Source organism: Streptomyces sp. NPDC014861, from assembly GCF_043081625.1.
GTDB lineage: Bacteria > Actinomycetota > Actinomycetes > Streptomycetales > Streptomycetaceae > Streptomyces.
In genome coordinates, this window is sequence record NZ_JBIBWV010000014.1 from 47,412 (window position 1) to 70,820 (window position 23,409).

Below are 23,409 nucleotides of genomic sequence, written 5' to 3' on the forward strand. Positions count from 1 at the left end.
GACGGTCCGGGGCCTTCGCGCGTCCCGGCTACCCGCAGGTCGTGCCGTACGCGGGCACCTTCCCGTCGAGCAGGTACGCGTCGACCGTCCGTGTCACGCACGCCGAGGTGCCGTACGCGCCGTGCCCCTCGCCCTTGTTGGTCACCAGGATCCCGACGCCCTCGCCGAGCTCCCGCGCCATCCGCTCCGCGCCCTCGTACGGGGTCGCCGGGTCTCCCGTCGTCCCCACCACGAGGACCGGGGCCGCGCCGGGCGCGGACGCCGCCGGGGTCCTCGCCTCGCCCGCCACCGGCCAGTCGGCGCACCAGCCGGCCGTGTCCCAGGCGAGGAAGGCGCCGAAGACGGGGGAGAGCCGGCGGAACTCCGGCAGCAGCGCCTTCGCCTGCGCCGCGGTCGGGCGCTCGCTGGAGTCGGCGCAGGAGATCGCCCGCTGGGAGTGCGACTGGGTGGAGTAACGCCCCTGCTCGTCCCGGTCGTTGTACGCGTCGGCGAGCCGCAGCAGCGGGCCGCCGTCCCCGGCCTCGGCCGCCTCCAGCGCCTCGGTGAGCAGCGGCCGGCTGGACTCCGCGTAGAGGGTGACCGCGATGCCGGTGACCGCGAGGCCCTCGGTGAGCCGCCGGTCACCGACCTCCAGGGGGCGCCGGTCGAGCTCCGAGAGGAGCCGGGTGATCCGCTCCGTGCCGGCCTCCGGCGTCCGCCCGGTGCTCTTCAGGTAGCTGTCCAGGGCCCGCTGGAAGCCGACCGTCTGGTGCCGGGCGTGGCCCACGGTGTCGCTGGTCGGGTCGACGACCGCGTCCAGGACCAGCCGGCCCGTGTTCCGGGGGAAGAGGTGGGCGTAGGTGCCGCCGAGCTGGGTGCCGTACGAGATGCCGAAGTAGTGCAGCTTCTCGTCGCCGAGGACCCGCCGGATCAGGTCGAGGTCGCGGGCGGTGGCCGTGGTCGTGGTGTACGGGATGACCGCCCCGGACCGGCGGGCGCAGCCGGCCCCGAAGGAGGCCGCGTCCTCCAGGAAGGCGGCCTCCTCGGCGGGGGTGTCCGGGGTGGCGTCGACGCGGGTCTCGGCCGCCGCCTGTTCGGCGTCGGTGCGGCAGACGACTCCGGAACTGCGGCTCACGCCGCGCGGGTCGAAGCCCACGAGGTCGTACCGCTCGTTCAGCGCCCCGTACTCCCCGGACAGCTGCGGCAGGATGTCCACGCCGGAGCCGCCGGGCCCGCCGAAGTTGAAGAGCAGCGACCCGATCCGCTCCTTCCGGTCGGTCGCCTCCTTGCGGATCAGCGCGACGGGGAGCGTGGCGCCCGACGGTTTCGCGTGGTCCAGCGGCACCTTCACGGTGGCGCACCGCCAGTCGGCGCCGGCCCCGTCCCCCTCGCACGGCTTCCAGTCGGGACGCTGGCCGGTGAGCGAGGCGGGGAGGGAGGGGCCGCCCGGCGCGGGGGTGCCGGAGGTGGGCGCGGGCTTGGCGTCGGAGGCGGGTCCCGGCGTCGGCGCGGCGGCCGGGGAGTCCGTCCCCGTGCAGCCGGTGACCAGGAGCCCTCCGACGGCGAGGGCCGTCAGGTGCCGGCGTATGCGCATGGGGGACCCCCTGGGATCGAGACCGGCTCTTCATCCTAGGGGGCCCGGTTCCGCGTCCTCGCGGGCGGTGCGGTCCGCTACTTGCAGACCGTGCCGGAGGCGGGGACCTTGCCGTCGAGGAGGTAGCCGTCGACGGCCTTCTTCACACAGGCGTTGCCGCCGTTGTAGGCGCCGTGGCCCTCGCCCTCGTACGTCAGCTCCACGCCGACGCCCTTGCCGAGCGCCTGCACCATCGCGCGGGCCCCCTCGTACGGGGTCGCCGGGTCGCCGGTGTTGCCGATGACCAGGATCGGCGCGGAGCCCGGCGCCGACACGTCCGGGTGGTCCCAGGCGCCCGGCACCGGCCACTGCGAACAGCTCGACAGCGCCCAGCCCATGAAGTCGCCGAAGACGGGGGACGCCTCGCGGAACTGCGGCAGCCGCTCCTTGGCCTGGCCCAGGGTGTAGCGCTCCTTGAAGTCGACGCAGTTGATGGCGGCGTTGGCGGCCTGGATGTTGCTGTAGCTGCCGTTCTCGCCGCGCCCGTTCATCGAGTCGGAGAGGGCGAGCAGGAGGGCGCCGTCGCCGCCGTCCGCGGCCTCCAGGCCCTGCTCCAGATAGGGCCAGAACTCCTTCGAGTACAGGGCCTGGGCGATGCCGTTGGTGGCCTGGGTCTGGGTGAGCTTCCGGCTGCCGATGCCGGTGATCGGCTTCTCGTCGAGCGAGTCGAGGAGATCGGTGACGCCCTCCTCGACCTCGGCGACCGTCGCACCCGGCAGGGCGCATTCGTCGCCCCGGTCCACGCAGTCCTGCGCGAAGTTGTCCAGCGCCAGCTGGAAGCCCTTCGCCTGGCCCAGCGCGCCGTCCTCGACGCCGGCGTCCGGGTCGACGACCGCGTCGAAGACGGCCCGGCCGACCCGCTCCGGGAACAGGTGGGCGTAGACGCCGCCGAGCTCCGTGCCGTACGAGATGCCGAAGTAGTGCAGCTTGTCGTCGCCGAGGACCTGCCGCAGCAGGTCCATGTCCCGGGCCGCGTTCTCCGTGCCGACGTACGGCAGGACGGGGCCGGAGTCCTTCTCGCAGCCCGCCGCGTACGTCTTCTGCGCGTCGGACAGCGTCCGCTCCTCCGCCAGGTCGTCCGGGGTGAAGTCCAGCGCGTAGTAGGCGTCCAGCTCCTTGTCCGTCATGCACTCCACCGGCTCGCTCCGGCCGACGCCGCGCGGGTCGAAGGAGACGAGGTCGTAGCGGGAGCGGAGGGTCTCGTACTCCGTGGCGAACCCCGGCAGGGCGGTGACTCCGGAGCCGCCCGGGCCGCCGAAGTTGAAGACGAGGGAGCCGATGCGGCGGGCGTTGTCCTCGGCCCGCGCCCGGATCAGCGCCAGCTCGATCGTCTCCCCCTCCGGCTTCGACCAGTCGAGCGGGGTCGTCAGGAACGCGCACTCCCAGGGCGTGCCGCCGGGCAGCGGCGTCGGCGCGGAGCCGCCGCCCTCCGCCGCGGACGGCGGCGGGCACGTGTCCCACTCCAGCTGCTGCTCCGTCAGCGCCGGGAGGCCGCCGCTGCCGGTGGGGCGGGCGGCCGCGGGGCTGTCGTCGCCGTCGTCCGAGCAGCCGGCCGTCAGGCAGAGGACGGCGGAGGCGGTGAGGAGGGCGGTGGCGCGGGCGGGGGAGATCGGCATGCCCCCATGCTCGGGCCCGCCGCCCGCGCCCGCCCGTGACGCACGCCCAAGCGGGTGCATCCGGGACCCGCCGGACCGCGCCTCGCCGCCGTACGCCCGTCCTCACCGCCCCGTCCCCAGAAGCCCGTCGCCACAGCCCCGTCGCCGTGCTCCCGTCGGGACAGTCCTTACTCGGCCCCCTCCGGCGCGGTGCGGCCGCGGAGGGTGTCGAGGTGGGCCCGGGCCGCCTCGGCGGCCTGGGTGAACCAGTCCGCGATCACAGCGGTCTCCTCGGGCGAGTAGCGGGCGAAGATCTGGCCGAGCCGCTCGTAGAAGGGCTGGTACAGCTCGGTCAGGCGCGTGACGGCGGCCGGGTCGGCGACCACGCGGACCCGGCGGCGGTCGCCGGGGTCGGGCACCCGGCGGGCGTATCCGGCCTTCTCCAGCCGGTTGAGGACGCCGGTCACCGCGCCGGTGGTCAGGTTGGCCCGCTCGGCGAGGTCGCCCGCGGAGAGCGGTTCCGCTCCGGCGCCGAGCACATGGCCGAGGCAGGTGAGGTCGGTCACGTTCAGGCCGAGTGCCTGGGCCACCTCCTGCTGCCCGATCAGGCCGAGCGCCACATAGGTGTCCATGCGCGAGATCGCCTCGGCGGCGGTGGCCGGAGGCCGGCTCTTGCCCTGCACCCAGATACTCCTTACGGTCTAAGATACTTAGCTCGTGAGATAAAAGATCTCGGGCGAGCCTCGTCCTCATCCTGCCCTCCCGCACCCCAAGGAGCCTCCATGAGCGCACACGGCGACGTCGACCTCGGCCACACCCTGGCCGGCTGGACCGGAACCGCCCTCGCCACCCTCGGCTGCGCGGCCCTCGGCCTGGCCCTCTGCCTCGGCTCGGCCGCGGCGGGAGGGCTCGGTACCGCCCTCCTCGCCGCCGCCGCCCTCGTCACCTGGCTGCTGCACCTCGCCGGCTGGGGCAAGCCCTCCGGTCCCCGCCCCCCGGACCAGTGGGACTGGCGCGTCCGCGACACCGCGGCCGGCACCGGCCACCCGGACTGCCTCGGCTGCCGGCTCGCGGGGCGGCGGGCGCCCACCGCGAGCGCTCCCGGGCCGGTCACCGCCGAGCCCGCCCCGGCAGCCCCGCGGGCGCGGGCCGCCACCGGCCGCGCGTGACGCGTACGCGGCTCCGGTGACCGCCGGGTCCCGGCGCCGGGACCCGGCGGTCACCGGTCCAGGCCCGGTTCAGGCCCGGTTCGGGCCCGGTTTCGGGCCCGATTCAGGCCCGGTTTCGGGCCCGATTCAGGCCCGATTCAGGCCCGATTCAGGCCCGGTTCAGGCCCGGTTCAGGCCCGGCTTCGGGCCCGGTTCAGAAGGAGTCCGCCGCCGCTCCCGCCGCCCGCAGCCCCGACGCCACACAGGCCGCCACGCCCACGCCCTCGTACGCCGCCCCGCACAGGAACAGCGACGGGAGCCCCGCGACGGCCGTGCGCGCGCGGTCCACCCGGGCGGCGTGACCCGTGTCGTACTGCGGGAGGCCGGCGGCCCAGCGGCTGACCCGGGTCGCGACGGGCGCGGGCAGCGGGCCGACCGCCGCCCGCAGGTCCCCGAGGGCCGCCGCGACCAGGTCGGGATCGGGCGCGGACAGGACCGGCGGTCCGCCCGCCCGCCCCAGCGAGGCGCGGACGACGCACGGGCCGCCGGCCGGGAACGCCCACTTCCGGGACAGCAGCGTCGCCGCCTTGATCGTGCGGCCCTCGACCGCGGGGACGAGGAAGCCGTTCCCGGGCGGCAGCGCCGCCTCCGTACCCGCGGGGAAGGCCAGCGCCACCACGGCGGTGTCCGCGTGCCGGATCCCGCCGAGCGCCTCCGCCGCCTCCGGCGCGAGCCCCGCGAGCAGCGGCGCCGCCGCGTGGGCGGGGAGCGCGAGGACCAGCGCGTCGGCGGCCAGGGAGCCGGTCGTCGTCGTCACCCGCCACTCGCCTCCCGCCCGCCGCAGCCCGGTGACCGGCGTGCCGGTGACGATCCGCGCCCCGGACTCCCGGGCGACCGCCGCCGGGAGGCGCCCGGTGCCGCCGACCACGCCGCGCACCGCCGCGCGGGGCGGCCGGGCGGGCCGGTTCCGCAGCGCCGCGAGCAGCGAGCCGCCCCGCCCGGCGAGCGCGGCCACCGGCCCGAGCGCGGAGCGCAGCGAGAGGCGGTCGACCTCGCCCGCGTACACCCCGCCGAGCAGCGGTTCGACGAGCCGGTCGACGGCTTCCCGGCCGAGCCGCCCGGCCAGGTACTCCGCCACGGAGGGGTCCCCGTCCGGCGACAGCGGTGGCGCCGGCAGCCCCTCCTCCTCGCGCAGCCGCGCCAGGCCCGCCTCCGACAGCAGCCCCGTGCCGTCGAGCGCCCCCGGATCCGGCGGCACGCCCATCACGTGCCCGGGCGGCAGCGCCCGCAGCGCGCCCCGGCTCCACAGCGTGACCGGGCCGGGCGCGGGGTCCCGCAGGTCCCCGCCGAGGCCCACCGCCTCCGCCAGCTCCACGGCCTCGGGGCGCAGCGCCATCAGCGACTCGGCGCCCTCGTCGACGGGTACGCCCGCCAGCGGGGTGGTGCGGAGCTTGCCGCCGATCCGGTCGCCGGCCTCCAGGACGGTCACCTCGGCCCGCCCGCGCAGCGACCACGCCGCCGCGAGGCCGCTGATGCCGCCGCCGATCACGATCACCCGGCGCATGCCAGGACCTCCCGGAGTTCGTCCTGATGGGGGAAGGAGCCCGGCCGGTAGGCGCACCACGGGTCCGCGGCGAGCGGGTCGCCGGTGACCGCGTACGCCCGGGAGCGCGAGCCCCCGCAGACCCGCGCGAACTCGCAGGCCCCGCACGCGCCGCGGAGCCGCTCCGGGTCGCGAAGCGACCGGAAGAGTTCCGACTCCCGGTAGACCTCCGGCAGTTCGCGTTCCTTCACGTTCCCCGCCGACAGCGGCAGGAAGCCGCTCGGATGCACTTCCCCGGTGTGGGACACGAAGACGAAGCCGCGCCCGGAGGAGACGTCCATCGGAGGGCGGCGCGCGGTCCGCCGCTCCCCCTCGAACAGGCCCAGTTCGCCGGCCCGCGCGGTGAGCCGCGCGTGCAGCGGGCCGAGGTCCGGCCGCTCGCCGCGCCGGTCGAGCACCGCCCGCTGGAGGGCGACCCGCCGGAAGTGGTGGCCCTCGGTGGTCTTCACCGGCATCCGCGCCCCGAGGTCGTACAGGAAGTGCAGCACGTCCTCGCACTCGGCGGCGGTGAGCGCGTCGAGCGCGCCCGCCCGGCCGGTGGGCACCAGCAGGAAACCGGACCAGAGCATGGCGCCCTCGCGCCGGACGAGCGCGGCGATGTCGGCGAGGTCGGGCAGGCTGTGCCGGCCGACGGCGGTGTTGATCTGCACCTTCAGGCCGAGCTCGCGGGCGGTCCGCCAGCCGTCGAGGGTGAGGCCGAAGACGCCGGGGACCCCGCGGAAGGCGTCGTGGCGGGCGGCGGTCGACCCGTCGAGGGAGAGCGAGAGGGCGACCGCCCCGGCGTCCCGGATCCGCGCGAGGCGGTCGCGGTCCAGGGTCGCCGTCCCCGACGGCGAGACCGCGACCCGCAGCCCGAGCGAGGTGCCGTACGCGACGAGCGCGGCGAGGTCGGGCCGCTGGAAGGGGTCGCCGCCGGTGACGACGAAGAGCGGTGCCGGCTTCCCGAAGGAGGCGATCTGGTCCATCAGGCGGCGGGCCGCCGGGCCGTCCAGCTCGTCGGGGTGCCGGTCGGGCACCGCTTCGGCCCGGCAGTGCAGGCAGGCCAGCGGACAGGCCCGGGTGGCCTCCCAGATGACGAGGAACGGCCGTTCGCCCACCGGCCGGCGGGGCCGGCGCACGAGCGTCCTCGGCGCGGTGCTCACACCCGCTCCCAGCCGCGCTTCGACGCCCGGTTGGCGATCGGGCCGGGACGCCGGCGCCGGTAGACGACGAACGGACGGAAGAGGTACCGCACCGGCACCGCGAACATGTGCACCAGCCGCGAGTACGGGACGAGCGCGAAGAGCGCGAAGCCGAAGAGGACGTGCAGCTTGAAGGCGAGCGGCGCGCCCGCCATCAGCCCCCAGTCGGGGCTGAGCGCGAAGAGCGAGCGGAACCACACCGAGATGCCCTCGCGGTAGTTGTAACCGTCGGTCGCGCCGGTGGAGTTGAGGACGGTGGCGAGGATCCCGAGCGCCATCGCCCCGAGCAGCACCGTGTACATGAGGTGGTCGCTCCCCAGCGTCGCCTTCCGCACCGCCGGCACCCGCGCCCGCCGGTACACGAGGATCCCGATGCCGGCGGCGGCGGCCGTGCCCGCGACGGCGCCGGTCGAGACGGCCATCAGGTGGTAGGCGTGGTCGCTGATCCCGAGCGCGTCGGTCCACTCCATCGGGATCAGCAGCCCGACCACGTGCCCGAGGACGACGAAGAGCATCCCGAAGTGGAAGAGGGGCGAGCCGATCCGCAGCAGCCGCGACTCGTGCAGCTGGGAGGAGTGGGTCGTGATGCCGAAGCGGTCGTGGCGCCCGCGCCAGACCGTGCCGGCGACGAGCAGGGCCACCGAGACGTAGGGCAGCACGCCCCACAGCAGCAGATCCATCAGACCGGGGTCCTTTCGGCGCGGTGCGTGGTCGGCCAGGGCAGCTCGACGCCCGGGCCGAAGGGTTCGAGTCCGACGAGCTCGCGCGGCGGCCCGGACCGGGCCAGCTCCTTGGCCTCCTCCCTCGTCGCCGGGGACGGCCCGGGCAGGGTGCCGCAGACCGCCTCCAGGACGCCGGTGTACGGGGTGCCGGCGGCGGCCAGCGCGAGCCGCAGCAGCTCCAGGCCGGCCCGGTGCTCCTGGAGCAGCACGGTCCCGGGCTCCTCGTGGAGGGCGGCGAACTCCAGGGCGGCGGGCAGGAAGTCGGGCAGCTCGTCGCTGTCGAACTCCAGGCCGTACTCGCGGTAGGTCCGCTTGATCCCGACGAGGGAGAGCCCGCGCCGCCGGGTGTCGCCGTCCGTCCACCACGTGAGGTGCAGGCAGTGGCGGTTGCGGGTGTCGAAGGTGTCCGTGTAGTGCGCGGCGAGGTCGAGGAGCGGGGTCCGCTCCAGGTGCCCGAGGAAGTCCCGTATTCCCTCCGCGCCCGGCACGTCCGCCACGGCGCCGCGCATCAGCGGGAGTTCGGCGTACAGGCTCTCGTCCGGGTAGGTCAGGCAGCGCGCCGCCACCAGCCGCACCACGGTGTCCGGGTTCATGAACTCCTCCTCGTGCGGCTCAGGTTGAGCAGGACCCGGCTGTCTCCGGCCGCCTGGTCGGAGACCGGGCAGCCCGCGTCGGGCTCCAGCGGATGGGAGTCGGCGAGCGCCTGCGCGTCGGCGCGGGCCGCCGTGGGGATCACGTACCGGTCCTCGTACTTGGCGATGGCCAGCAGCCGGAACATGTCCTCCATCTCCCGCCCGGTCAGCCCGACCGCCGCGGCGACGCCCTCGTCCCGCTCCTCGCCGAGGTTGACCGCCCGCATGTAGGAGCGCATGGCCGCCATCCGGCGCAGTACGGCCTCGACGGGCACGGTGTCACCGGCGGTCAGCAGTTCGGCCAGGTACTCCACCGGGATCCGCAGCGCGTCGATCGCGCCGAAGAGGTTCCCGGCGTCCTCGCCGTCGCTGCCGGTGGCGGCGACCGCGTCGACGACCGGGGAGAGCGGCGGCACGTACCAGACCATCGGCATCGTGCGGTACTCCGGGTGGAGCGGCAGCGCGACCTGATAGGTGGCGATGAGGTCGTGCACGGGGGAGCGCCGGGCCGCGTCCAGCCACTCCTCGGTGATCCCGGACGCCCGCGCGGCGGCGGCCACGGCCGGGTCGCGCGGATCGAGGAAGCACTCCAACTGGGCGGGGTAGAGGTCGTGTTCGTCCTCGACGGCGGCGGCCTCGGCGACCTTGTCGGCGTCGTACAGCATCACGCCGAGGTAGCGCATGCGGCCCACGCAGGTCTCGGAGCAGACCGTCGGCATGCCGACCTCGACGCGCGGGAAGCAGAAGGTGCACTTCTCGGCCTTGCCGGTGGCGTGGTTGAAGTAGACCTTCTTGTAGGGGCAGCCGGTGACGCACATCCGCCAGCCCCGGCACCCGTCCTGGTCGACGAGGACGATGCCGTCCTCCTCGCGCTTGTACATGGCGCCGGAGGGGCAGGCGGAGACGCACGCCGGGTTGAGGCAGTGCTCGCAGATCCGGGGCAGGTAGAACATGAAGCTCTGCTCGAACTCGAAGCGGATCCTCTCGCCGACCTGTGCCCGGACCTTCTCCACCAGCGGGTCCTTCGGCCCGTGCTCGGGGGCGCCGCCGAGGTTGTCGTCCCAGTTCGGACCCCACTCGACCTTGTCGAGGGGTTCGCCGGTGAGCTGGGAGACGGGCCGGGCGACCGGCAGGTCGTCGCCGGCGGGTGCCTCGGTGAGGTTCTTGTACTCGTACGTCCACGGCTGGTAGTAGTCGTCGAGCTCCGGAAGCTCCGGGTTGGCGAAGATCTGCCCGAGCCGCTTCAGCCGCCCGCCGGCCCGCAGCCGCAGCCGCCCCGAGCGGGTCCGCTCCCAGCCGCCCTTCCAGCGCTCCTGGTCCTCCCAGCGGCGCGGGTACCCCTGCCCGGGGAGGGTCTCGACGTTGTTGAACCACACGTACTCGGTGCCCCGCCGGTTGGTCCACGCCTGTTTGCAGGTGACCGAGCAGGTGTGGCAGCCGATGCACTTGTCGAGGTTCATCACCATCGCCACCTGTGCCATGACACGCATGGGTCAGTACTCCACCTTCTGGTCGCGGCGGCGGATGACCGTCACCTCGTCGCGCTGGTTGCCGGTCGGGCCCAGGTAGTTGAAGGCCCAGGTCAACTGGGCGTAGCCGCCGACGAGATGGGTCGGCTTGAGCATCACGCGGGTGAGCGAGTTGTGGATGCCGCCGCGGCGGCCGGTCTTCTCGGTCCTCGGGACGCCGACCGTGCGCTCCTGGGCGTGGTTCATGTAGACCGTGCCGGCGGGCATCTTGTGGGAGACGATCGCGCGGGCGGTGACCACGCCGTTGCGGTTGACCGCCTCGATCCAGTCGTTGTCGCGGACCCCGATGGCCTCGGCGTCCCGCGGCGACATCCAGACCGTCTGCCCGCCCCGGCCGAGCGTCATCATGTACAGGTTGTCCTGGTACTGGGAGTGGATGGCCCACTTGTTGTGCGGGGTGAGGTACCGCACGGCGACCTGGCGCCCGTCGCTCGACCCCAACTCCGGCTCCCCATAAAGCTGGTGCATGTCCAGCGGCGGCTTGTAGACGGGCAGCGACTCGCCGACCTCGTGCATCCAGTCGTGGTCGAGGAAGAAGTGCTGGCGGCCGGTGAGGGTGTGCCAGGGCTTGAGGTGCTCGGTGTTGACGGTGAAGGCGGTGTAGCGGCGTCCGCCGGACTCGCTGCCCGACCACTCGGGCGAGGTGATGACGGGGACGGGCCGGGCCTGGGTGTCGGCGAAGGTGATGCGCCTGCCCTCGGCCTCGGCGGCCAGGTGGGCCATCTCCTGACCGGTGCGCCTCTCCAGCTTCTCGAAGCCCTGCGTGGCGAGCCGTCCGTTGGAGGTGCCGGAGAGGGAGAGGATCGCCTCGCAGGCCCGCCGCGCGGTGTCCAGGCGCGGACGCCCGTCCGCGACACCGCCCCTGACCAGGCCGTTCTTGGCGCCCAGGTAGGCGACCTCCTCGTCGACGTCGAAGGTGATCGCCTTCGTCGTCACCCCGAGCCGGTCGACCAGCGGCCCGAGCGCGGCGAACTTCTCGCCCACGGCCCCGTAGTCCCGCTCGACCACCGTCAGGTTGTACATCGTGCGCCCGGGGACCGGCTCGCACTCGCCCTTCGACCAGTCGAGCGCCACCCCGCCGGGCTGCGCCATCTCGCCGCCCGGGGTGTCGTGCTGGAGGGCGGTCGCCACCAGGTCCCTGCGCACCCCCAGGTGGTCCTTCGCGAGTTCGCCGAAGCGGCGGGCGAGGGCGTGGAAGGCGTCGTAGTCGGAGCGGGCCTGCCACGGCGGGTCGACGGCGGGGGTGAAGGCGTGCAGGAAGGGGTGCATGTCCGTGGAGGACAGGTCGTGCTTCTCGTACCAGGTGGCGGCCGGGAGCACGATGTCCGACAGCAGCGTCGTGGAGGTCATCCGGAAGTCCATGGCGAGCAGCAGGTCGAGCTTGCCCTCGACGTCGTCCTCCCGCCACCGCACGTCCCTCGGGGTGCAGCGCGGCCCGTCCTCGGGGAGGTTGGAGTGGGTGCCGAGGAGGTGCTTGAGGAAGTACTCGTTGCCCTTGGAGGAGGAGCCGAGGAGGTTGGCCCGCCACACGTTGAGCACCCGGGGCCAGTTCCCCGGCGCGTCCGGGTCCTCCCCGGCGAAGCCGAGCGAGCCGTCCTTCAGCGCCCGCACCGTGTCGGCGACCGGGTCGTCCTGGGCGCCGAGTTCCAGCGGGTTGCGGTCGAAGGTCGGGTACGAGGGCATCCAGCCCATCCGCGCGGAGGCGGCCAGGCAGTCGGCGCCCGTCATGCCCGCGAAGCGCCCGGCGCCGAGCGGCGAGGCCAGCGACTCCGCGGGCAGGGTGTCGTACCGCCACTGGTCGGTGTGGAGGTAGAACCAGCCGGCGCCGATCATGTGCCGCGGCGGCCTGCTCCAGTCGGAGGCGCTCGCGAGGGTGGCCCAGCCGGTCACCGGCCGGCACTTCTCCTGGCCGACGTAGTGGCCCCAGCCGCCGCCGTTGCGGCCCTGGCAGCCGGTGAGCGTGAGCAGGGCGAGGAAGGCCCGGTAGATCGTCTCGGAGTGGAACCAGTGGTTGGTGCCCGCGCCCATGAGGATCATGCAGCGGCCGCGCGAGCGCTCGGCGGTGTCCGCGAACTCCCGTGCCACGCGCGCCGCCTGGGCCGCGGGCACCGAGGTCAGGGTCTCCTGCCAGGCGGGGGTGCCGGGCTGCGAGGCGTCCTCGTACGACTCCGGCCACTCGCCCGGCAGGCCGGGGCGCCCGACGCCGTACTGGGCGAGCAGCAGGTCGTACACGGTGGTGACCAGGGGCCCGTCCCCGGAGAGCCGCCGCACCGGCACGCCCCGCCGCAGCACCTCGCCCTCCTCGTCGAAGCGGGGCAGCACCACCTCGGCGGCCTCGCCCTCCTCCAGGAGGGAGAGCCGGGGGCGGACGCCGCCGAGGTCGAGGTTCCAGTCGGGTTCGCCGCCGGTGCCCCAGCGGTGCCCGAGGGTGCCGTTCGGGACGACCGCCCGGCCGGTGGCGTCGTCGACGAGGACGGTCTTCCACTCGGCGTTCTCGACGTCCTGGCCGAGGTCGGCGGCGGTGACGAACTTGCCGGGGACGAGACCCCGCCCGGTCTCCTGGAGGGTGACCAGGAAGGGCAGGTCGGTGTAGGTGCGCACGTACTCGGCGAAGAAGGGCGTCTCGCGGTCGACGAAGAACTCCTTGAGCAGCACGTGCCCCATCGCCAGGGCGAGCGCCCCGTCCGTCCCCGGGTGCGGGTGCATCCACTCGTCGGCGAACTTGGTGTTGTCGGCGAAGTCGGGGGAGACGGTGACGACCTTCTGTCCCCGGTAGCGGGCCTCGGTCATCCAGTGGGCGTCCGGCGTGCGCGTCACCGGCACGTTCGAGCCCCACATCAGCAGATAGGCCGCGTCCCACCAGTCGCCCGACTCCGGCACGTCGGTCTGGTCGCCGAAGACCTGCGGGGAGGCCACCGGCAGGTCCGCGTACCAGTCGTAGAAGGAGAGCATCGGCGCGCCGATGAGGGAGTGGAAGCGGGCGCCGGCCGCGTGCGAGGCCATCGACATCGCCGGGATCGGGGAGAAGCCGGCCACCCGGTCGGGGCCGTGCTCCTTGACGGTGTGGACGTGCGCGGCGGCGGCGATCTCCACCGCCTCCTCCCAACTCGCCCGCACGAGGCCGCCCTTGCCCCTGGCCTGCTGGTAGGTGCGGCGGCGGACCGGGTCGCGCTGGATGTCGGCCCAGGCGAGCACCGGGTCCTTCAGACGCTTCTTCGCCTCCCGGTACATCGCGAGGAGGGTGCCCCGGACCATGGGGTGGCGGACCCGCGTGGGGGAGTAGCTGTACCAGGAGAAGGAGGCGCCGCGGGGGCAGCCGCGGGGCTCGTACTCGGGCCGGTCGGGGCCGACGGAGGGGTAATCGGTGGCCTGGGTCTCCCAGGTGATGATCCCGTCCTTGACGTACACCTTCCACCGGCACGAGCCGGTGCAGTTGACGCCGTGGGTGGAGTACACGACCTTGTCGTGGCTCCAGCGGTCCCGGTAGAAGGACTCGCTCTCGCGGCCACCGGTGCGGTGCACCGTCCGCAGGTCGTCGGAGACCTCGGAACGGGAGAAGAACCTTCCCGCTCGGAGGAGGATCTCGGCGGCGTCCGGCTGCTCCTGCTGCACGTCAGGCTCCTTCACGACGATGCGTTCAGCAGCCTGAGCCTAGGTCGGGCGAAACCGCCCGAAGGGGGGCCGATGGTCCCTTACGGGGGTGACCAAATCCCGCATTTGTCCCGGGGGTCGGTGTGTGAGGCTGGTCCGGTGAGCATTCCGAGACGGTGGATACCGAACCAGCACGGGGCCTGGGCGATGCTCGCCGTGCCCTACCTCGCGGGCGTCCTGACCGGCTCCCCGACCTGGATCCAACTCCCGCTCTTCGTGGCCTGGTTGCTCGGCTACTGCGCGGTCTTCCACGCCGAGCAGCGGGTACGGCTCCGACGCGCCTCCCGCAACCCCCGGGCAGCCGCGCGCCACACCCGCCCCGCACTCGTCCTCGGCACCGCCACGGCCGCCCTCGGACTGGTCCTGCTGGTGGCCGAGCCCTGGCTCGGGGTCGCCGCGGCCCTGATGGCGCCCTTCCTCGCGGTGAACGTCCACTACGCCCGCCGCAACAGGGAACGGGCGCTCGTCAACGGCCTCGTCGCCGTCGTCCCCGCCTGCGGGATGCTGCTCGTCGCGCTCCGGCTCGGCGGCGGCACCGTCGCCCAGGGCCTCGCGCCCGCCGCGGCGTGCCTGCTCTACTTCGCCGGCACCGTCCCGTACGTGAAGACGATGATCCGCGAGCGGAGGTCCGCCGCGTACCGGAAGGGCTCGGTGGCCTACCACGCGGTCGCGCTGGTGGCGGCGGCCCTCCTGAACCCGTGGCTCGCCGTCCCCTTCGCCGTCTACCTCGCCCGCGCCGCCGTCCTCCCCGGCCGGGGACTCAGGGTCCCGGTGGTGGGAGCGGTCGAGGTCGGCTGCTCGCTGCTGCTGCTCGGCTTCCTCGTCGGCGTGTACGGCTGACGGCGGACTACAGCGCTCCGCGTTTGGTGAGCCAGTTGAAGCAGAGCCAGCCGGGCAGGACCGGCAGCCACAGGGTCAGCAGACGGTAGAGGAGCACCGCCGGGGTGGCGACGTCGATGGGCAGGCCCACCGCGAGGAGCCCGCCGATCAGGGCGGCCTCGACGGCGCCGACGCCGCCGGGCGTGGGGGCCGCCGAGCCGAGCGCGTTGCCCGCCAGGAAGACCACGGCCACGCCCGCGAGGCTGATCGACACGTTCCCCTGCCCGAAGGCGCGGATCGACGCGTCCAGGCAGAGCACGAACACACCGGTCAGCAGCAGCATCCCGCCGATGCCCGTGATCAGCTTCATCGGCCGCTGGAGCACGTCCAGCATGCGCGGCACCACGCCCGCGAAGAGCGAGCGCAGCCGGGTCGCGACGAACTTCCGCATGAACGGGATCGCCGTCATCACGAGGACCAGCACCGCCACCGTCAGCAGGCCGGCGATGACCGTGCGCGACGGGGTGAACGACTGCGACTTCTCCGTCCCGGTCAGATAGCCGAAGGAGAGCAGCAGCAGGATGTGCGCCCCGAGCCCGAAGAGCTGCGACGCGCCGACGCTCGCCACCGCGAGCCCCGGCCGTACCCCCGCGCGTTGGAGGAAGCGGGTGTTCAGGGCGACACCGCCGACCGCCGCCGGGGCGACGATCTTCACGAACGAACCGGCGACCTGCGCCACCACCGTCCGCCAGAAACCGACCCGCTCCGGCACGAAACCGAGCAGGCTCATCGCCGCCGCCACATAGCTGAGCGCGGAGCACAGCACCGCGACGGCCACCCACCGCCAGTCCGCCTCGCTCACCGTGGACAGCGGCGTGCGGGCGATCTGCGACAGCAGGAAGTACGCGGCGACCGCGCCCGCGATCAGCGAGATCAGCGTCCGCGGCTTGATCCGCTCGAGACGGACCGGCTCCACCGGCGCCTGCGGCCGGATGAGCAGCACCTGCCGGCGGATCTGCGCCAGCAGGTCCTCCTCGCGGGCCTCGTCCAGGGCCTCGTCGAGCGCCCGCTTCTCCGCCTTCTTGTCCGCCCGCTTCTCGGCCTTCTCGGCCTTCGGGTCGGCGCCCGGCGCCGGAAGCCCCGCGTGGGCCGCCGCCTTGGCCTCCGCCCGCTCCCGCTTCGCCGTCTCGGAGGCGGCGAGCACCGCCTCCCGCTCCCGCTGCGAGCGCTCCCGCGCCAGTCTCCGCAGGGTGGCCCGGGTCGACCGGCTCAGCGCGATCGGCTGGAGCAGCGGCAGACAGGCCGCCACCGCGTCGGGGCCCAGCACCTCCACGGCCGCCGCCACCGTCCGCTCCGCCCCGACCCGCAGACCCAGGGTGGTGAGGAACTGGGCGATGTCCATCCGCAGCACCAGATCGCCGGCCGCGATCTCGCCGCCGCGCAGATCCGTCAGGAAGACCCTGCCGGAACGATCCACCAGGATCGCGTCCCCCGACAGCCTGCGGTGCGCGATCCGGCGCGACTGGAGCGCCTTCACCTGCCGCCACGCGCTCCGCGCCAGCTCGTCGGTGATCTCGGCGTCGTCCAGCGAGTCCAGGCTCCGCCCGCCGATGTGCTCGTACACGAGCATCACCGCGTCGGGACCCAGCTCGGAGGTGGCGATCAGCTTCGGCGCGTTCGCCCCGGCCGCGATCGCCGCGTACGCCAGCAGCGCCTCCTGCTCCAGCGCCTGCCGGAGCGACACGATCGACCGGCGGGTGGTCACCGTCCGCAGGGTGATCCGCCGCCACAGCCGGTAGAAGAAGCCGTGCGCCTGCTGCTCCCGGTCGACGACGGTGACGTCCAGCGGCGGGCCCTCCTCCAGGCTCACGATGTACCGTCGGCCCCGGTCCCCGCTCTCCGCGGTCTCCGGGACGTCCTCGGCCCGCAGCGCCGTCACCGGCCGGAAGCCGACCCGGCGCAGTCCGGCCAGCAGGGTCTGACCGGTCGGACGGACGTTCGGCGAGCCGACCGTGTAGAGCGTGCCGTAGGCCACCGTCCAGCCGATCAGCACGGTGAGGATGATCGAGAAGGCGGTCGTGTAGCCGGCCACCAGCATGGTGAAGGCGTCGAGCAGCAGCACCGTCCAGAGCGAGAACCGCCAGCGCGGCCTGCGCGCCATGCCCACGGCCGTCATGTAGGCGATCACCGGTGCGAGGTAGTTGTGCACCGGGTCGGTCAGCCCGCCGCCGCTCGCCGCCTGGGTCAGCGCGTCCTGGATGGTGTCCGGCGCGGCCTTCGCCACCCACAGGTCGATCGCCAGGGTCACCCCGTGGGCGAGGACGGCCGCGAGCACGCCGTCGGCGATCCGCAGCCCGTCCCGTTTGACCAGCCGCTCGATGGCGAACGCCACCGGCAGCACCAGGATCGCGATCGACGAGACCAGACCGGCGATCTTGACGAAGACGTCGGGCGCGCCGACGGCCCCCTTGTTGATGTCCTGTTCGAGACCCGAGGTGGTGCCGTGGGCGAAGGCGGCGATGGCGAGGACGACGGCGATGGCCAGCAGCCCCGCCAGCAGGCGCATCAGATCGGAGGGCCGGTGGACGCGGGCGGCGAGCAGCGGCTCGTCGCCGGAGACCCGCTCGGGCATGTCGGGCCGAGCCTCACCGGGAGGCTGAGTGTCCTGACCCATCACCATGTCCGTCTCTGCGTGTACTTCTGCTTGTGTCTGTCGCTGTTGATCTCGTATCACCGGTCACCGCCCGGACGATGGTGGCACGAAGAGCCGCCCCGCGGAGGCATCGATGCCATGTCGGTGCGGTGAGGCAAGATGTGCCGGATGAGCCTGGAGGGACCCGTGGGACAGACCGGACCGAGCGGAGCGGACGGCTCCGGACCGGCGGAGGGCCGGCCTCCGGCCTCCGCGGAGAGCGAGCTCCCCCCGTACGCGGAGGCGGTGCTCGACGTGGCCGACCGCATCCCGCCCGGCCGGGTGATGACCTACGGCGACGTGGCCGAATGGCTCGGCGAGGGCGGCCCCCGCCAGGTCGGCCGCGTCATGTCCCTCTACGGCGGCGGCGCTCCGTGGTGGCGGGTGGTCCGCGCCGACGGCGTCCTGCTCCCCGGCCACGAGCTGCGCGCCCTCGGCCACTACCGCGACGAGGGCACCCCGCTGCGCGAGCGCGGCCCGGCCGCCGAGGGACACGTGCCGAAGGTCGACATGCGCCGCGCCCGGTGGGACGGCGGCTCCGACGGCGACGCCCCGGCCTGAACCCCCCGGCACCCGGCCGACGCCGGGCGTGCGGGATCTCACACCCGCCCCGCCGGCCCCTGCCGCCCCGGTGACGACGGCGGTCCGGTCCGTCCGCTCCGTCCGGTCCGGGAGACCGGGGCCCGCCGCGGCCCGGTTTCGCGTACCGTCGACGGGCGTGCCGCACCCGGCGCCGGACACGGCGGGGACACGGACCGCGGTACGGAGACGGGCACGCGCGCGTGCCGGGGCCCGTACCCGCGTCCCCCCAGCGGTCACCGGCGCCGCCCGCGGCACCGGCACCACATCACCATCGACCAGGACCGGCCAACCACGTGAGCTCCTCCTCCACCACCCGGCCGACGCCGCCGCACCGGGGACAGCCGTACCCGGGCGCGGGCAGGCAGCGGACCCCCGGCGCGTACCGGCTGGTGCGCACGGCCCCGGCCCCGGTGGACCCCCCTCAGCTGGACGCAGCGCAGCGGGCGGTGGTTGAGCACGACAGGGGACCGCTCCTCGTCCTCGCCGGACCCGGCACCGGCAAGACGACGACGCTGGTGGAGGCCGTCGCCACCCGCATGGAGCGCGGCACCGACCCCGAGCGGATCCTCGTCCTCACCTTCAGCCGCAAGGCCGCCGTCGAACTCCGCGACCGGATGGCCACCCGGCTCGGCGGCCGGCGCCCGCCCCAGGCCACCACCTTCCACTCCTACTGCTACGCCCTCATCCGCGCCCACCAGGACGCCGAACTCTTCGCCGAACCGCTGCGGCTGCTCTCCGGCCCCGAGCAGGACCTCGCCGTCCGCGAGCTCCTCGCCGGCCAGATCGACCTCGAACGGACCGGGCTCGGCGGGGTCCGCTGGCCCGACGAGCTCCGCGCCTGCCTCACCACCCGCGGCTTCGCCGACGAGGTCCGCGCCGTCCTCGCCCGCTCCCGCGAGCTCGGCCTCGGCCCCGACGCGCTCCGGCGCTTCGCCGAACGCGTCGGCCGCCCCGACTGGAAGGCCGCCGCCGGCTTCCTCGCCGAGTACCTCGACGTCCTCGACCTCCAGGGCGTCCTCGACTACACCGAGCTGGTGCACCGGGCGGTCCTGCTCGCCGAGCGGGTCACCCTCCCCGGGTACGACGCCGTCTACGTCGACGAGTACCAGGACACCGACCCCGCCCAGGTCCGGCTGCTCACCGCCCTCACCGGCGGCGGCCGGAACACGGTCGTCGCCTTCGGCGACCCCGACCAGTCGATCTACGCCTTCCGCGGCGCCGACGTGAACGGCATCCTCGACTTCCCCGCCGCCTTCGGCGGCGCCCCCGTCCGCGTCCTCGGCACCTCCCGCCGGGCCGGCGCCGACCTCCTCGCCGCCACCCGGCAGCTGACCCGCCGGATGCCGCTGACCCGGCTGCCCGCGGCCGCGGTCCGCGCCCACCGGGAACTGGCACCGGTACGGGACGGAGGCCGGGCCGAGGCGTACACGTACCCCACCGCCTCCGCCGAGGCCGAGAACATCGCCGACCTGCTCCGCCGCGCCCACCTGGAGGACGGCGTCCCCTGGCAGGCCATGGCCGTCCTCACCCGCGCCGGCGCCGGCCTCCCGGCCCTCCGCCGCGCCCTGACCTCCGCGGGCGTCCCCGTGGAGACCGACGCGGCGGACACCCCGCTGCGCCACGAACCGGCGGTCTCCCCCTTGCTGCTGGCCCTGCGCGCGGTCGCGTCGGCCGCGGGCGGCCGGGACGCGGGTGGCCCGGATGCGGGTGCCTCGGTCGTGGGCGGTCGGGCCGAGGGTGGCCAGGTCGAGGGCGGGGCCGCCGAGGTGCTCGGCGAGGAGCCCGGCGACGGGCTCGGTGAGGCGTCCGGGGACGCGCCCGGCGGCGGGCTCCGCGAGGCGCTCGACGACGTATCCGGCGACGCCGTCGGCGACCTGCCCGGCGGGGCGACCGCGTGGCTGGACGTCCAGACCGCCCTCGAACTCCTCGCCTCGCCCCTGGCCGGCATCGACCCCGCGGACCTGCGGCGGCTCGGCCGCGCCCTCCGCGACGAGGCCCGCGCCGCGGGCGACAGGCTCCCGCCCCCCTCCGACGTCCTGCTCGCCCGCGCCCTCGCCGAGCCCGAGCGCCTCACCGCGCACGACCCCGCGTACGCCCGCGGCGCCCAGCGGCTCGGCCGGCTCCTCCAGGAGACCCGCGCGCTGCTCGCCGCCGGCGGCACCGCCGAGGAGGCCCTGTGGGTGCTCTGGAACGGCACCCCCTGGCCCGCCCGCCTGGAGCGCGCCGCCCTCCGCGGCGGCCCGGCCGGCCGCAACGCGGACCGGGACCTCGACGCCGTCTGCGCCCTCTTCGAGACCGCCGCCCGCGCCGAGGAGCGGCTCGGCGGCCGAGGCGTGCTCAACTTCCTCGAAGAGCTCGACGCCCAGGACATCGCCGCCGACACCCTCACCCGCCGGCACACCCGCCCGGACGCCGTCCGCCTGATGACCGCGCACCGCTCCAAGGGCCTGGAATGGAGCCTCGTCGTCGTCGCCGGCGTCCAGGAGGGCCTCTGGCCGGACCTGCGCCGCCGCGGCTCCCTTCTCGAAGCCGACCGCATCGGCCGCGACGGCCTCGCCGAACCGCTCACCCCCGGCGCGCTCCTCGCCGAGGAGCGCCGGCTCTTCTACGTGGCCGCCACCCGCGCCCGCGACCGGCTCGTCGTCACCGCGGTGAAGGCCCCCGCCGAGGACGGCGACCAGCCCTCCCGCCTCCTCACCGAACTCGGCGCCGAACCCAAGGAGGTGCCGGGCCGGCCCCGCCGCCCGCTCGCCGTCTCCGCGCTCGTCGCCGAGCTGCGCGCCACCACCGTCGACCCGGACGCCTCGCCCGCGCTCCGGGACGCCGCCGCCCGCCGCCTCGCCGAACTGGCCGCCCTCGCCGACGAGGACGGGCAGCCGATGGTCCCGGCCGCGCACCCGGACCGCTGGTGGGGCCTCCACGAGCCCACCCGCTCCGCCGCTCCGCTGCGCGACCGCGACCGGCCCGTCGCGCTCTCCCCGAGCGCTCTGGAGAACCTCGCCGCCACCTGCTCGCTCCAGTGGTTCCTGGGCCGCGAGGTCAAGGCCGCCGAACCGGCCTCCGCGGCCCAGGGCTTCGGCAACGTCGTCCACGTCCTGGCCGACGAGGTCGCCTCCGGCCGCACCCCGGCCGACCTGGACGTCCTCATGGCCCGGCTCGACACGGTCTGGGACGCCCTCGCCTTCGACGCCCCCTGGAAGTCGGAGCAGGAGAAGGGCCACGCGCGCGTGGCCCTGGAACGGTTCCTGAGCTGGCACGTCATGGACCGCGGCGGCCGCACCCCCGCCGCCTCCGAGCACGGCTTCGACGTCACCCTGGAGGCGGGGGAGTACCAGGTCCGCATCCGCGGCTCCATGGACCGCGTGGAGACCGACGAGGAGGGCCGCGCGTACGTCGTCGACTTCAAGACCGGGAAGTCCGCCCCCACCCGGGACGAGGTCGCCCACCACCCGCAGCTCGCCGTCTACCAGCTGGCCGTCCGCGAGGGCGCCCTGGACGAGGTCCTCGACGGCCGCCGCCCCGAACCCGGCGGCGCCGAACTCGTCCAGCTCCGCCAGGCCGCGCCCAAGAAGGAGGGCGGCGACGCGCTGCCCAAGGTGCAGGCCCAGCAGCCGCCGGACGGCGAGTGGATCGGCGACCTACTCGCGACCGCCGCCGGCCGCGTCCTCGACGAGCGCTTCACCCCGACGACCGGTCAGCACTGCGCGACCTGCTCCTTCCGCGCCGCGTGCAGCGCCCGGCCCGAGGGCCGCCAGGTCGTCGACTGAGCGAGTGACGCGGGTCACATTTCCGTTTGCGCAGCCTTTGTCCACCCCCGTTCACCGTCCGTTGCGCGCCACCCCATAAGGTCTGCGTGAAGAGAACCTGTGAACATTCGCTTTCGAACACACCGAAAGCACATCGAGCACGCTGAGGAGCACGCGCATGAGGGCCAACCGGAAGCTCTGGGCCGCGACGACGATCTGTCTCACCGCCGTCATCGGTCTCACGGGCTGCGGCAAGGGCGACGACAAGGCCGCCGACCCCTTCGCGGGCGTCTCCGCCGACGACATCGCCAAGAAGGCCATCGAGGCGACCAAGACCGCCACCTCGGTCCACATGAAGGGCGACATCAAGAGCGACGGCCAGGCCATGGCCATCGACTTCAGCGTCGACGACAAGGGCACCTGCCAGGGCACCATGGGTGTGGGCGCCGAAGGCAAGGCCGAGATCATGCGGACCGGCGGCTTCACCTACATCAAGGGTGACGACGCCTTCTACAAGAACTCCGGCGACGAGAAGGGCGCCTCCGCGGAGGAGGGCGCCGCCATGGCCGCCCTGCTCAACGGCCGCTGGATGAAGATGCCGGCCGAGGGCTCGGACTCCGACGACATGGGCGAGTTCTGCGACCTGAAGGCGCTCTTCGCCGACATGGGCAAGGACGACAAGACCACCGGTCTCACCCGTGAGGCCGACGCCGACGTCGACGGCACCCCCGCCGTCGTCCTCAAGTCCAAGGCGGACGACAAGGGCGAGGTCAACACGGTCTACGTGGCCAAGGACTCCGCCAAGCCGTACATCCTCCGCACCGTCGCCACCGGCGGCGAGGAGCCCGGCGAGATGACCCTCTCCGACTACGACAAGGCGCTCACCGTCACGCCTCCGCCGGCCGACCAGGTCATGGACCTGGAGGCGCTCATGAAGGCCGGCGCCGGCAGCTGACCCACGCCGAGTAGCGACCACGCGCGCGTGGGGCCACCCTGGTGACAGGGTCCGGGGGGACGAGGAGGCTCGTATGCGGTCCCAGTCCAGCCACCGGAAGCTCCGCGCCGCGGCGGTCGTCTGCGCCGCCGTCGCCGTCGCGGGCCCCGCCCCGGCGGCGGCCTGGGCGGCGACGGCGCCCCAGGGCCCCGCGCGGCCCGCCGCGGCACCGACGCCCGACCCCTTCGACGGACTCACGCCCACCGCGATCGCCGACCGGGCCGTGGACGCCACCCGCTCCGCCGACTCCCTGCGCATGACCGGAGAGGTCGTCACCGAGGGACAGGACCTCGACGTGGACTTCTCCGTCGACGACCAGGGCTCCTGCCGGGGCCGCATCGGCGTCGACGACGGCAGGGCCGAACTCCGCCGGGTCGACGACATCACGTACATGAAGGGCGACGAGTCCTTCTGGCGGACCTCCATGACGGCCCAGGGCGTCCCCGAGAACCAGATCGCCCCCGTCATCGAGCTCGTCCAGGGCCGCTGGCTCAAGATCGCCCCCGGCCAGGCCGGCAGCGGCGACCTCAGCGAGGTCTGCGACCTCGACACCCTCCTCGACGACCTCGGCAGGGACGAGGAGGACCGCGAGGGCCTCACCCGGGGCCCCGACCGCGAGGTGGACGGCACCCCCGTGGCGACCCTCGTCAGGAAGGACGGCGACGAGACCACCACCGTCTCCGTCGCCCAGGAGGGCAGGCCGTACATCCGGGAGGTCGTCAGGACCGGCGGCGACGAGCCCGGCTCCATGACCCTCTCCGAGTTCGACCGCCCGGTGGAGGTCACCGCCCCGCCGGCCGACGAGACCGTCGACCTCTCCCGGCTCGACCCCGGCACCCCCGCCTGACCCCCTCCGCCCGGCCCCGTCCCGCCCCCGAGCCGCGAAACCGCAGGTGAGGCCGG

General features: G+C 74.4%; 16 protein-coding genes. 6 read left to right on the forward strand and 10 right to left on the reverse strand.

All coding sequences use genetic code 11. The annotated features are described in order from the left end of the window. Positions 1 to 28: 28 nt before the first annotated feature. The 3 genes from ACF1BN_RS24935 to ACF1BN_RS24945 all read right to left on the reverse strand — a co-directional run bounded on the left by ACF1BN_RS24935 (position 29) and on the right by ACF1BN_RS24945 (position 3,890). Positions 29 to 1,573 (reverse strand): alpha/beta hydrolase, encoded by a 1,545-nt coding sequence (locus ACF1BN_RS24935; protein WP_392333811.1) that lies wholly within the window; start codon positions 1,571 to 1,573, stop codon positions 29 to 31. Positions 1,574 to 1,650: 77 nt separating this feature from the next. After that, positions 1,651 to 3,228 (reverse strand): alpha/beta hydrolase, encoded by a 1,578-nt coding sequence (locus ACF1BN_RS24940; protein WP_392333812.1) that lies wholly within the window; start codon positions 3,226 to 3,228, stop codon positions 1,651 to 1,653. Positions 3,229 to 3,395: 167 nt separating this feature from the next. Continuing rightward, a complete protein-coding gene (locus tag ACF1BN_RS24945; RefSeq protein ID WP_392333813.1) occupies positions 3,396 to 3,890 on the reverse strand; it encodes a MarR family transcriptional regulator in 495 nt (164 codons plus the stop codon). A gap of 99 nt (positions 3,891 to 3,989) precedes the next feature. On the opposite strand from ACF1BN_RS24945, the gene ACF1BN_RS24950 reads away from it, so the two are divergent. Next, positions 3,990 to 4,376, forward strand: a complete 387-nt coding sequence (locus ACF1BN_RS24950; RefSeq protein ID WP_392333814.1) for an HGxxPAAW family protein — start codon at positions 3,990 to 3,992, stop codon at positions 4,374 to 4,376. Between the two features lie 193 nt (positions 4,377 to 4,569). Here the strand turns inward: ACF1BN_RS24950 and hemG are convergent, their stop codons facing one another. From hemG to ACF1BN_RS24980, 6 genes are read right to left on the reverse strand one after another with little or no spacing between them, the layout of a single operon-like run. Then, positions 4,570 to 5,919 carry a protoporphyrinogen oxidase gene (hemG, locus tag ACF1BN_RS24955; RefSeq protein ID WP_392333815.1) on the reverse strand — a complete coding sequence of 450 codons (1,350 nt, stop codon included), beginning with the start codon at positions 5,917 to 5,919 and terminating at the stop codon, positions 4,570 to 4,572. Next, positions 5,907 to 7,100, reverse strand: a complete 1,194-nt coding sequence (locus ACF1BN_RS24960; RefSeq protein WP_392333816.1) for a TIGR04053 family radical SAM/SPASM domain-containing protein — start codon at positions 7,098 to 7,100, stop codon at positions 5,907 to 5,909. Before ACF1BN_RS24960 ends, hemG begins: the two co-directional genes overlap by 13 nt. Next, the gene (narI, locus tag ACF1BN_RS24965; RefSeq protein WP_392333817.1) at positions 7,097 to 7,819 is read right to left on the reverse strand and encodes a respiratory nitrate reductase subunit gamma; all 723 of its coding nucleotides are present in this window, start codon (positions 7,817 to 7,819) and stop codon (positions 7,097 to 7,099) included. Before narI ends, ACF1BN_RS24960 begins: the two co-directional genes overlap by 4 nt. Further along, positions 7,819 to 8,454: a nitrate reductase molybdenum cofactor assembly chaperone gene (gene narJ / locus ACF1BN_RS24970; protein ID WP_392333818.1), complete on the reverse strand. Its 636-nt coding sequence runs from the start codon at positions 8,452 to 8,454 to the stop codon at positions 7,819 to 7,821. Before narJ ends, narI begins: the two co-directional genes overlap by 1 nt. Continuing rightward, on the reverse strand, positions 8,451 to 9,983 hold the full coding sequence (gene narH / locus ACF1BN_RS24975) for a nitrate reductase subunit beta (RefSeq protein ID WP_392333819.1): 1,533 nt from the start codon (positions 9,981 to 9,983) through the stop codon (positions 8,451 to 8,453). Before narH ends, narJ begins: the two co-directional genes overlap by 4 nt. A gap of 3 nt (positions 9,984 to 9,986) precedes the next feature. After that, the gene (locus ACF1BN_RS24980; protein ID WP_392333820.1) at positions 9,987 to 13,634 is read right to left on the reverse strand and encodes a nitrate reductase subunit alpha; all 3,648 of its coding nucleotides are present in this window, start codon (positions 13,632 to 13,634) and stop codon (positions 9,987 to 9,989) included. A 138-nt stretch (positions 13,635 to 13,772) separates the two neighbouring features. Between ACF1BN_RS24980 and ACF1BN_RS24985 the strand changes: the two genes are divergently transcribed. Continuing rightward, positions 13,773 to 14,513: a YwiC-like family protein gene (locus tag ACF1BN_RS24985; protein ID WP_392333821.1), complete on the forward strand. Its 741-nt coding sequence runs from the start codon at positions 13,773 to 13,775 to the stop codon at positions 14,511 to 14,513. Between the two features lie 7 nt (positions 14,514 to 14,520). Here ACF1BN_RS24985 and ACF1BN_RS24990 read toward each other — a convergent pair whose 3' ends face one another. After that, positions 14,521 to 17,172: a lysylphosphatidylglycerol synthase domain-containing protein gene (locus ACF1BN_RS24990; protein ID WP_392333822.1), complete on the reverse strand. Its 2,652-nt coding sequence runs from the start codon at positions 17,170 to 17,172 to the stop codon at positions 14,521 to 14,523. A 132-nt stretch (positions 17,173 to 17,304) separates the two neighbouring features. On the opposite strand from ACF1BN_RS24990, the gene ACF1BN_RS24995 reads away from it, so the two are divergent. The 4 genes from ACF1BN_RS24995 (at position 17,305) to ACF1BN_RS25010 (ending at position 23,353) form a co-directional block, all read left to right on the forward strand. Further along, complete coding sequence (locus ACF1BN_RS24995; RefSeq protein WP_392333823.1) at positions 17,305 to 17,745, forward strand: MGMT family protein; 441 nt, start codon at positions 17,305 to 17,307, stop codon at positions 17,743 to 17,745. Between the two features lie 314 nt (positions 17,746 to 18,059). After that, entirely contained in the window at positions 18,060 to 21,533 is a 3,474-nt protein-coding gene (locus ACF1BN_RS25000) for an ATP-dependent helicase (protein ID WP_392333824.1), read from the forward strand. 157 nt (positions 21,534 to 21,690) lie between these two features. Beyond that, a complete protein-coding gene (locus tag ACF1BN_RS25005; RefSeq protein ID WP_392333825.1) occupies positions 21,691 to 22,467 on the forward strand; it encodes a hypothetical protein in 777 nt (258 codons plus the stop codon). 73 nt (positions 22,468 to 22,540) lie between these two features. Then, positions 22,541 to 23,353, forward strand: coding sequence for a hypothetical protein (locus ACF1BN_RS25010; protein WP_392333826.1), 813 nt, complete (start codon positions 22,541 to 22,543; stop codon positions 23,351 to 23,353). Positions 23,354 to 23,409 lie beyond the last annotated feature (56 nt).

Excerpts from the sequence above, each read along its gene's own strand:
- ACF1BN_RS24935 (WP_392333811.1), bottom strand. The coding sequence starts at position 1,573 with ATGCGCATACGCCGGCACCTGACGGCCCTCGCCGTCGGAGGGCTCCTG.
- ACF1BN_RS24940 (WP_392333812.1), bottom strand. The coding sequence starts at position 3,228 with ATGCCGATCTCCCCCGCCCGCGCCACCGCCCTCCTCACCGCCTCCGCC.
- ACF1BN_RS24950 (WP_392333814.1), top strand. The coding sequence starts at position 3,990 with ATGAGCGCACACGGCGACGTCGACCTCGGCCACACCCTGGCCGGCTGG.
- hemG (WP_392333815.1), bottom strand. The coding sequence starts at position 5,919 with ATGCGCCGGGTGATCGTGATCGGCGGCGGCATCAGCGGCCTCGCGGCG.
- narI (WP_392333817.1), bottom strand. The coding sequence starts at position 7,819 with ATGGATCTGCTGCTGTGGGGCGTGCTGCCCTACGTCTCGGTGGCCCTG.
- narJ (WP_392333818.1), bottom strand. The coding sequence starts at position 8,454 with ATGAACCCGGACACCGTGGTGCGGCTGGTGGCGGCGCGCTGCCTGACC.
- narH (WP_392333819.1), bottom strand. The coding sequence starts at position 9,983 with ATGCGTGTCATGGCACAGGTGGCGATGGTGATGAACCTCGACAAGTGC.
- ACF1BN_RS24990 (WP_392333822.1), bottom strand. The coding sequence starts at position 17,172 with ATGGTGATGGGTCAGGACACTCAGCCTCCCGGTGAGGCTCGGCCCGAC.
- ACF1BN_RS24995 (WP_392333823.1), top strand. The coding sequence starts at position 17,305 with ATGTGCCGGATGAGCCTGGAGGGACCCGTGGGACAGACCGGACCGAGC.
- ACF1BN_RS25005 (WP_392333825.1), top strand. The coding sequence starts at position 21,691 with ATGAGGGCCAACCGGAAGCTCTGGGCCGCGACGACGATCTGTCTCACC.
- ACF1BN_RS25010 (WP_392333826.1), top strand. The coding sequence starts at position 22,541 with ATGCGGTCCCAGTCCAGCCACCGGAAGCTCCGCGCCGCGGCGGTCGTC.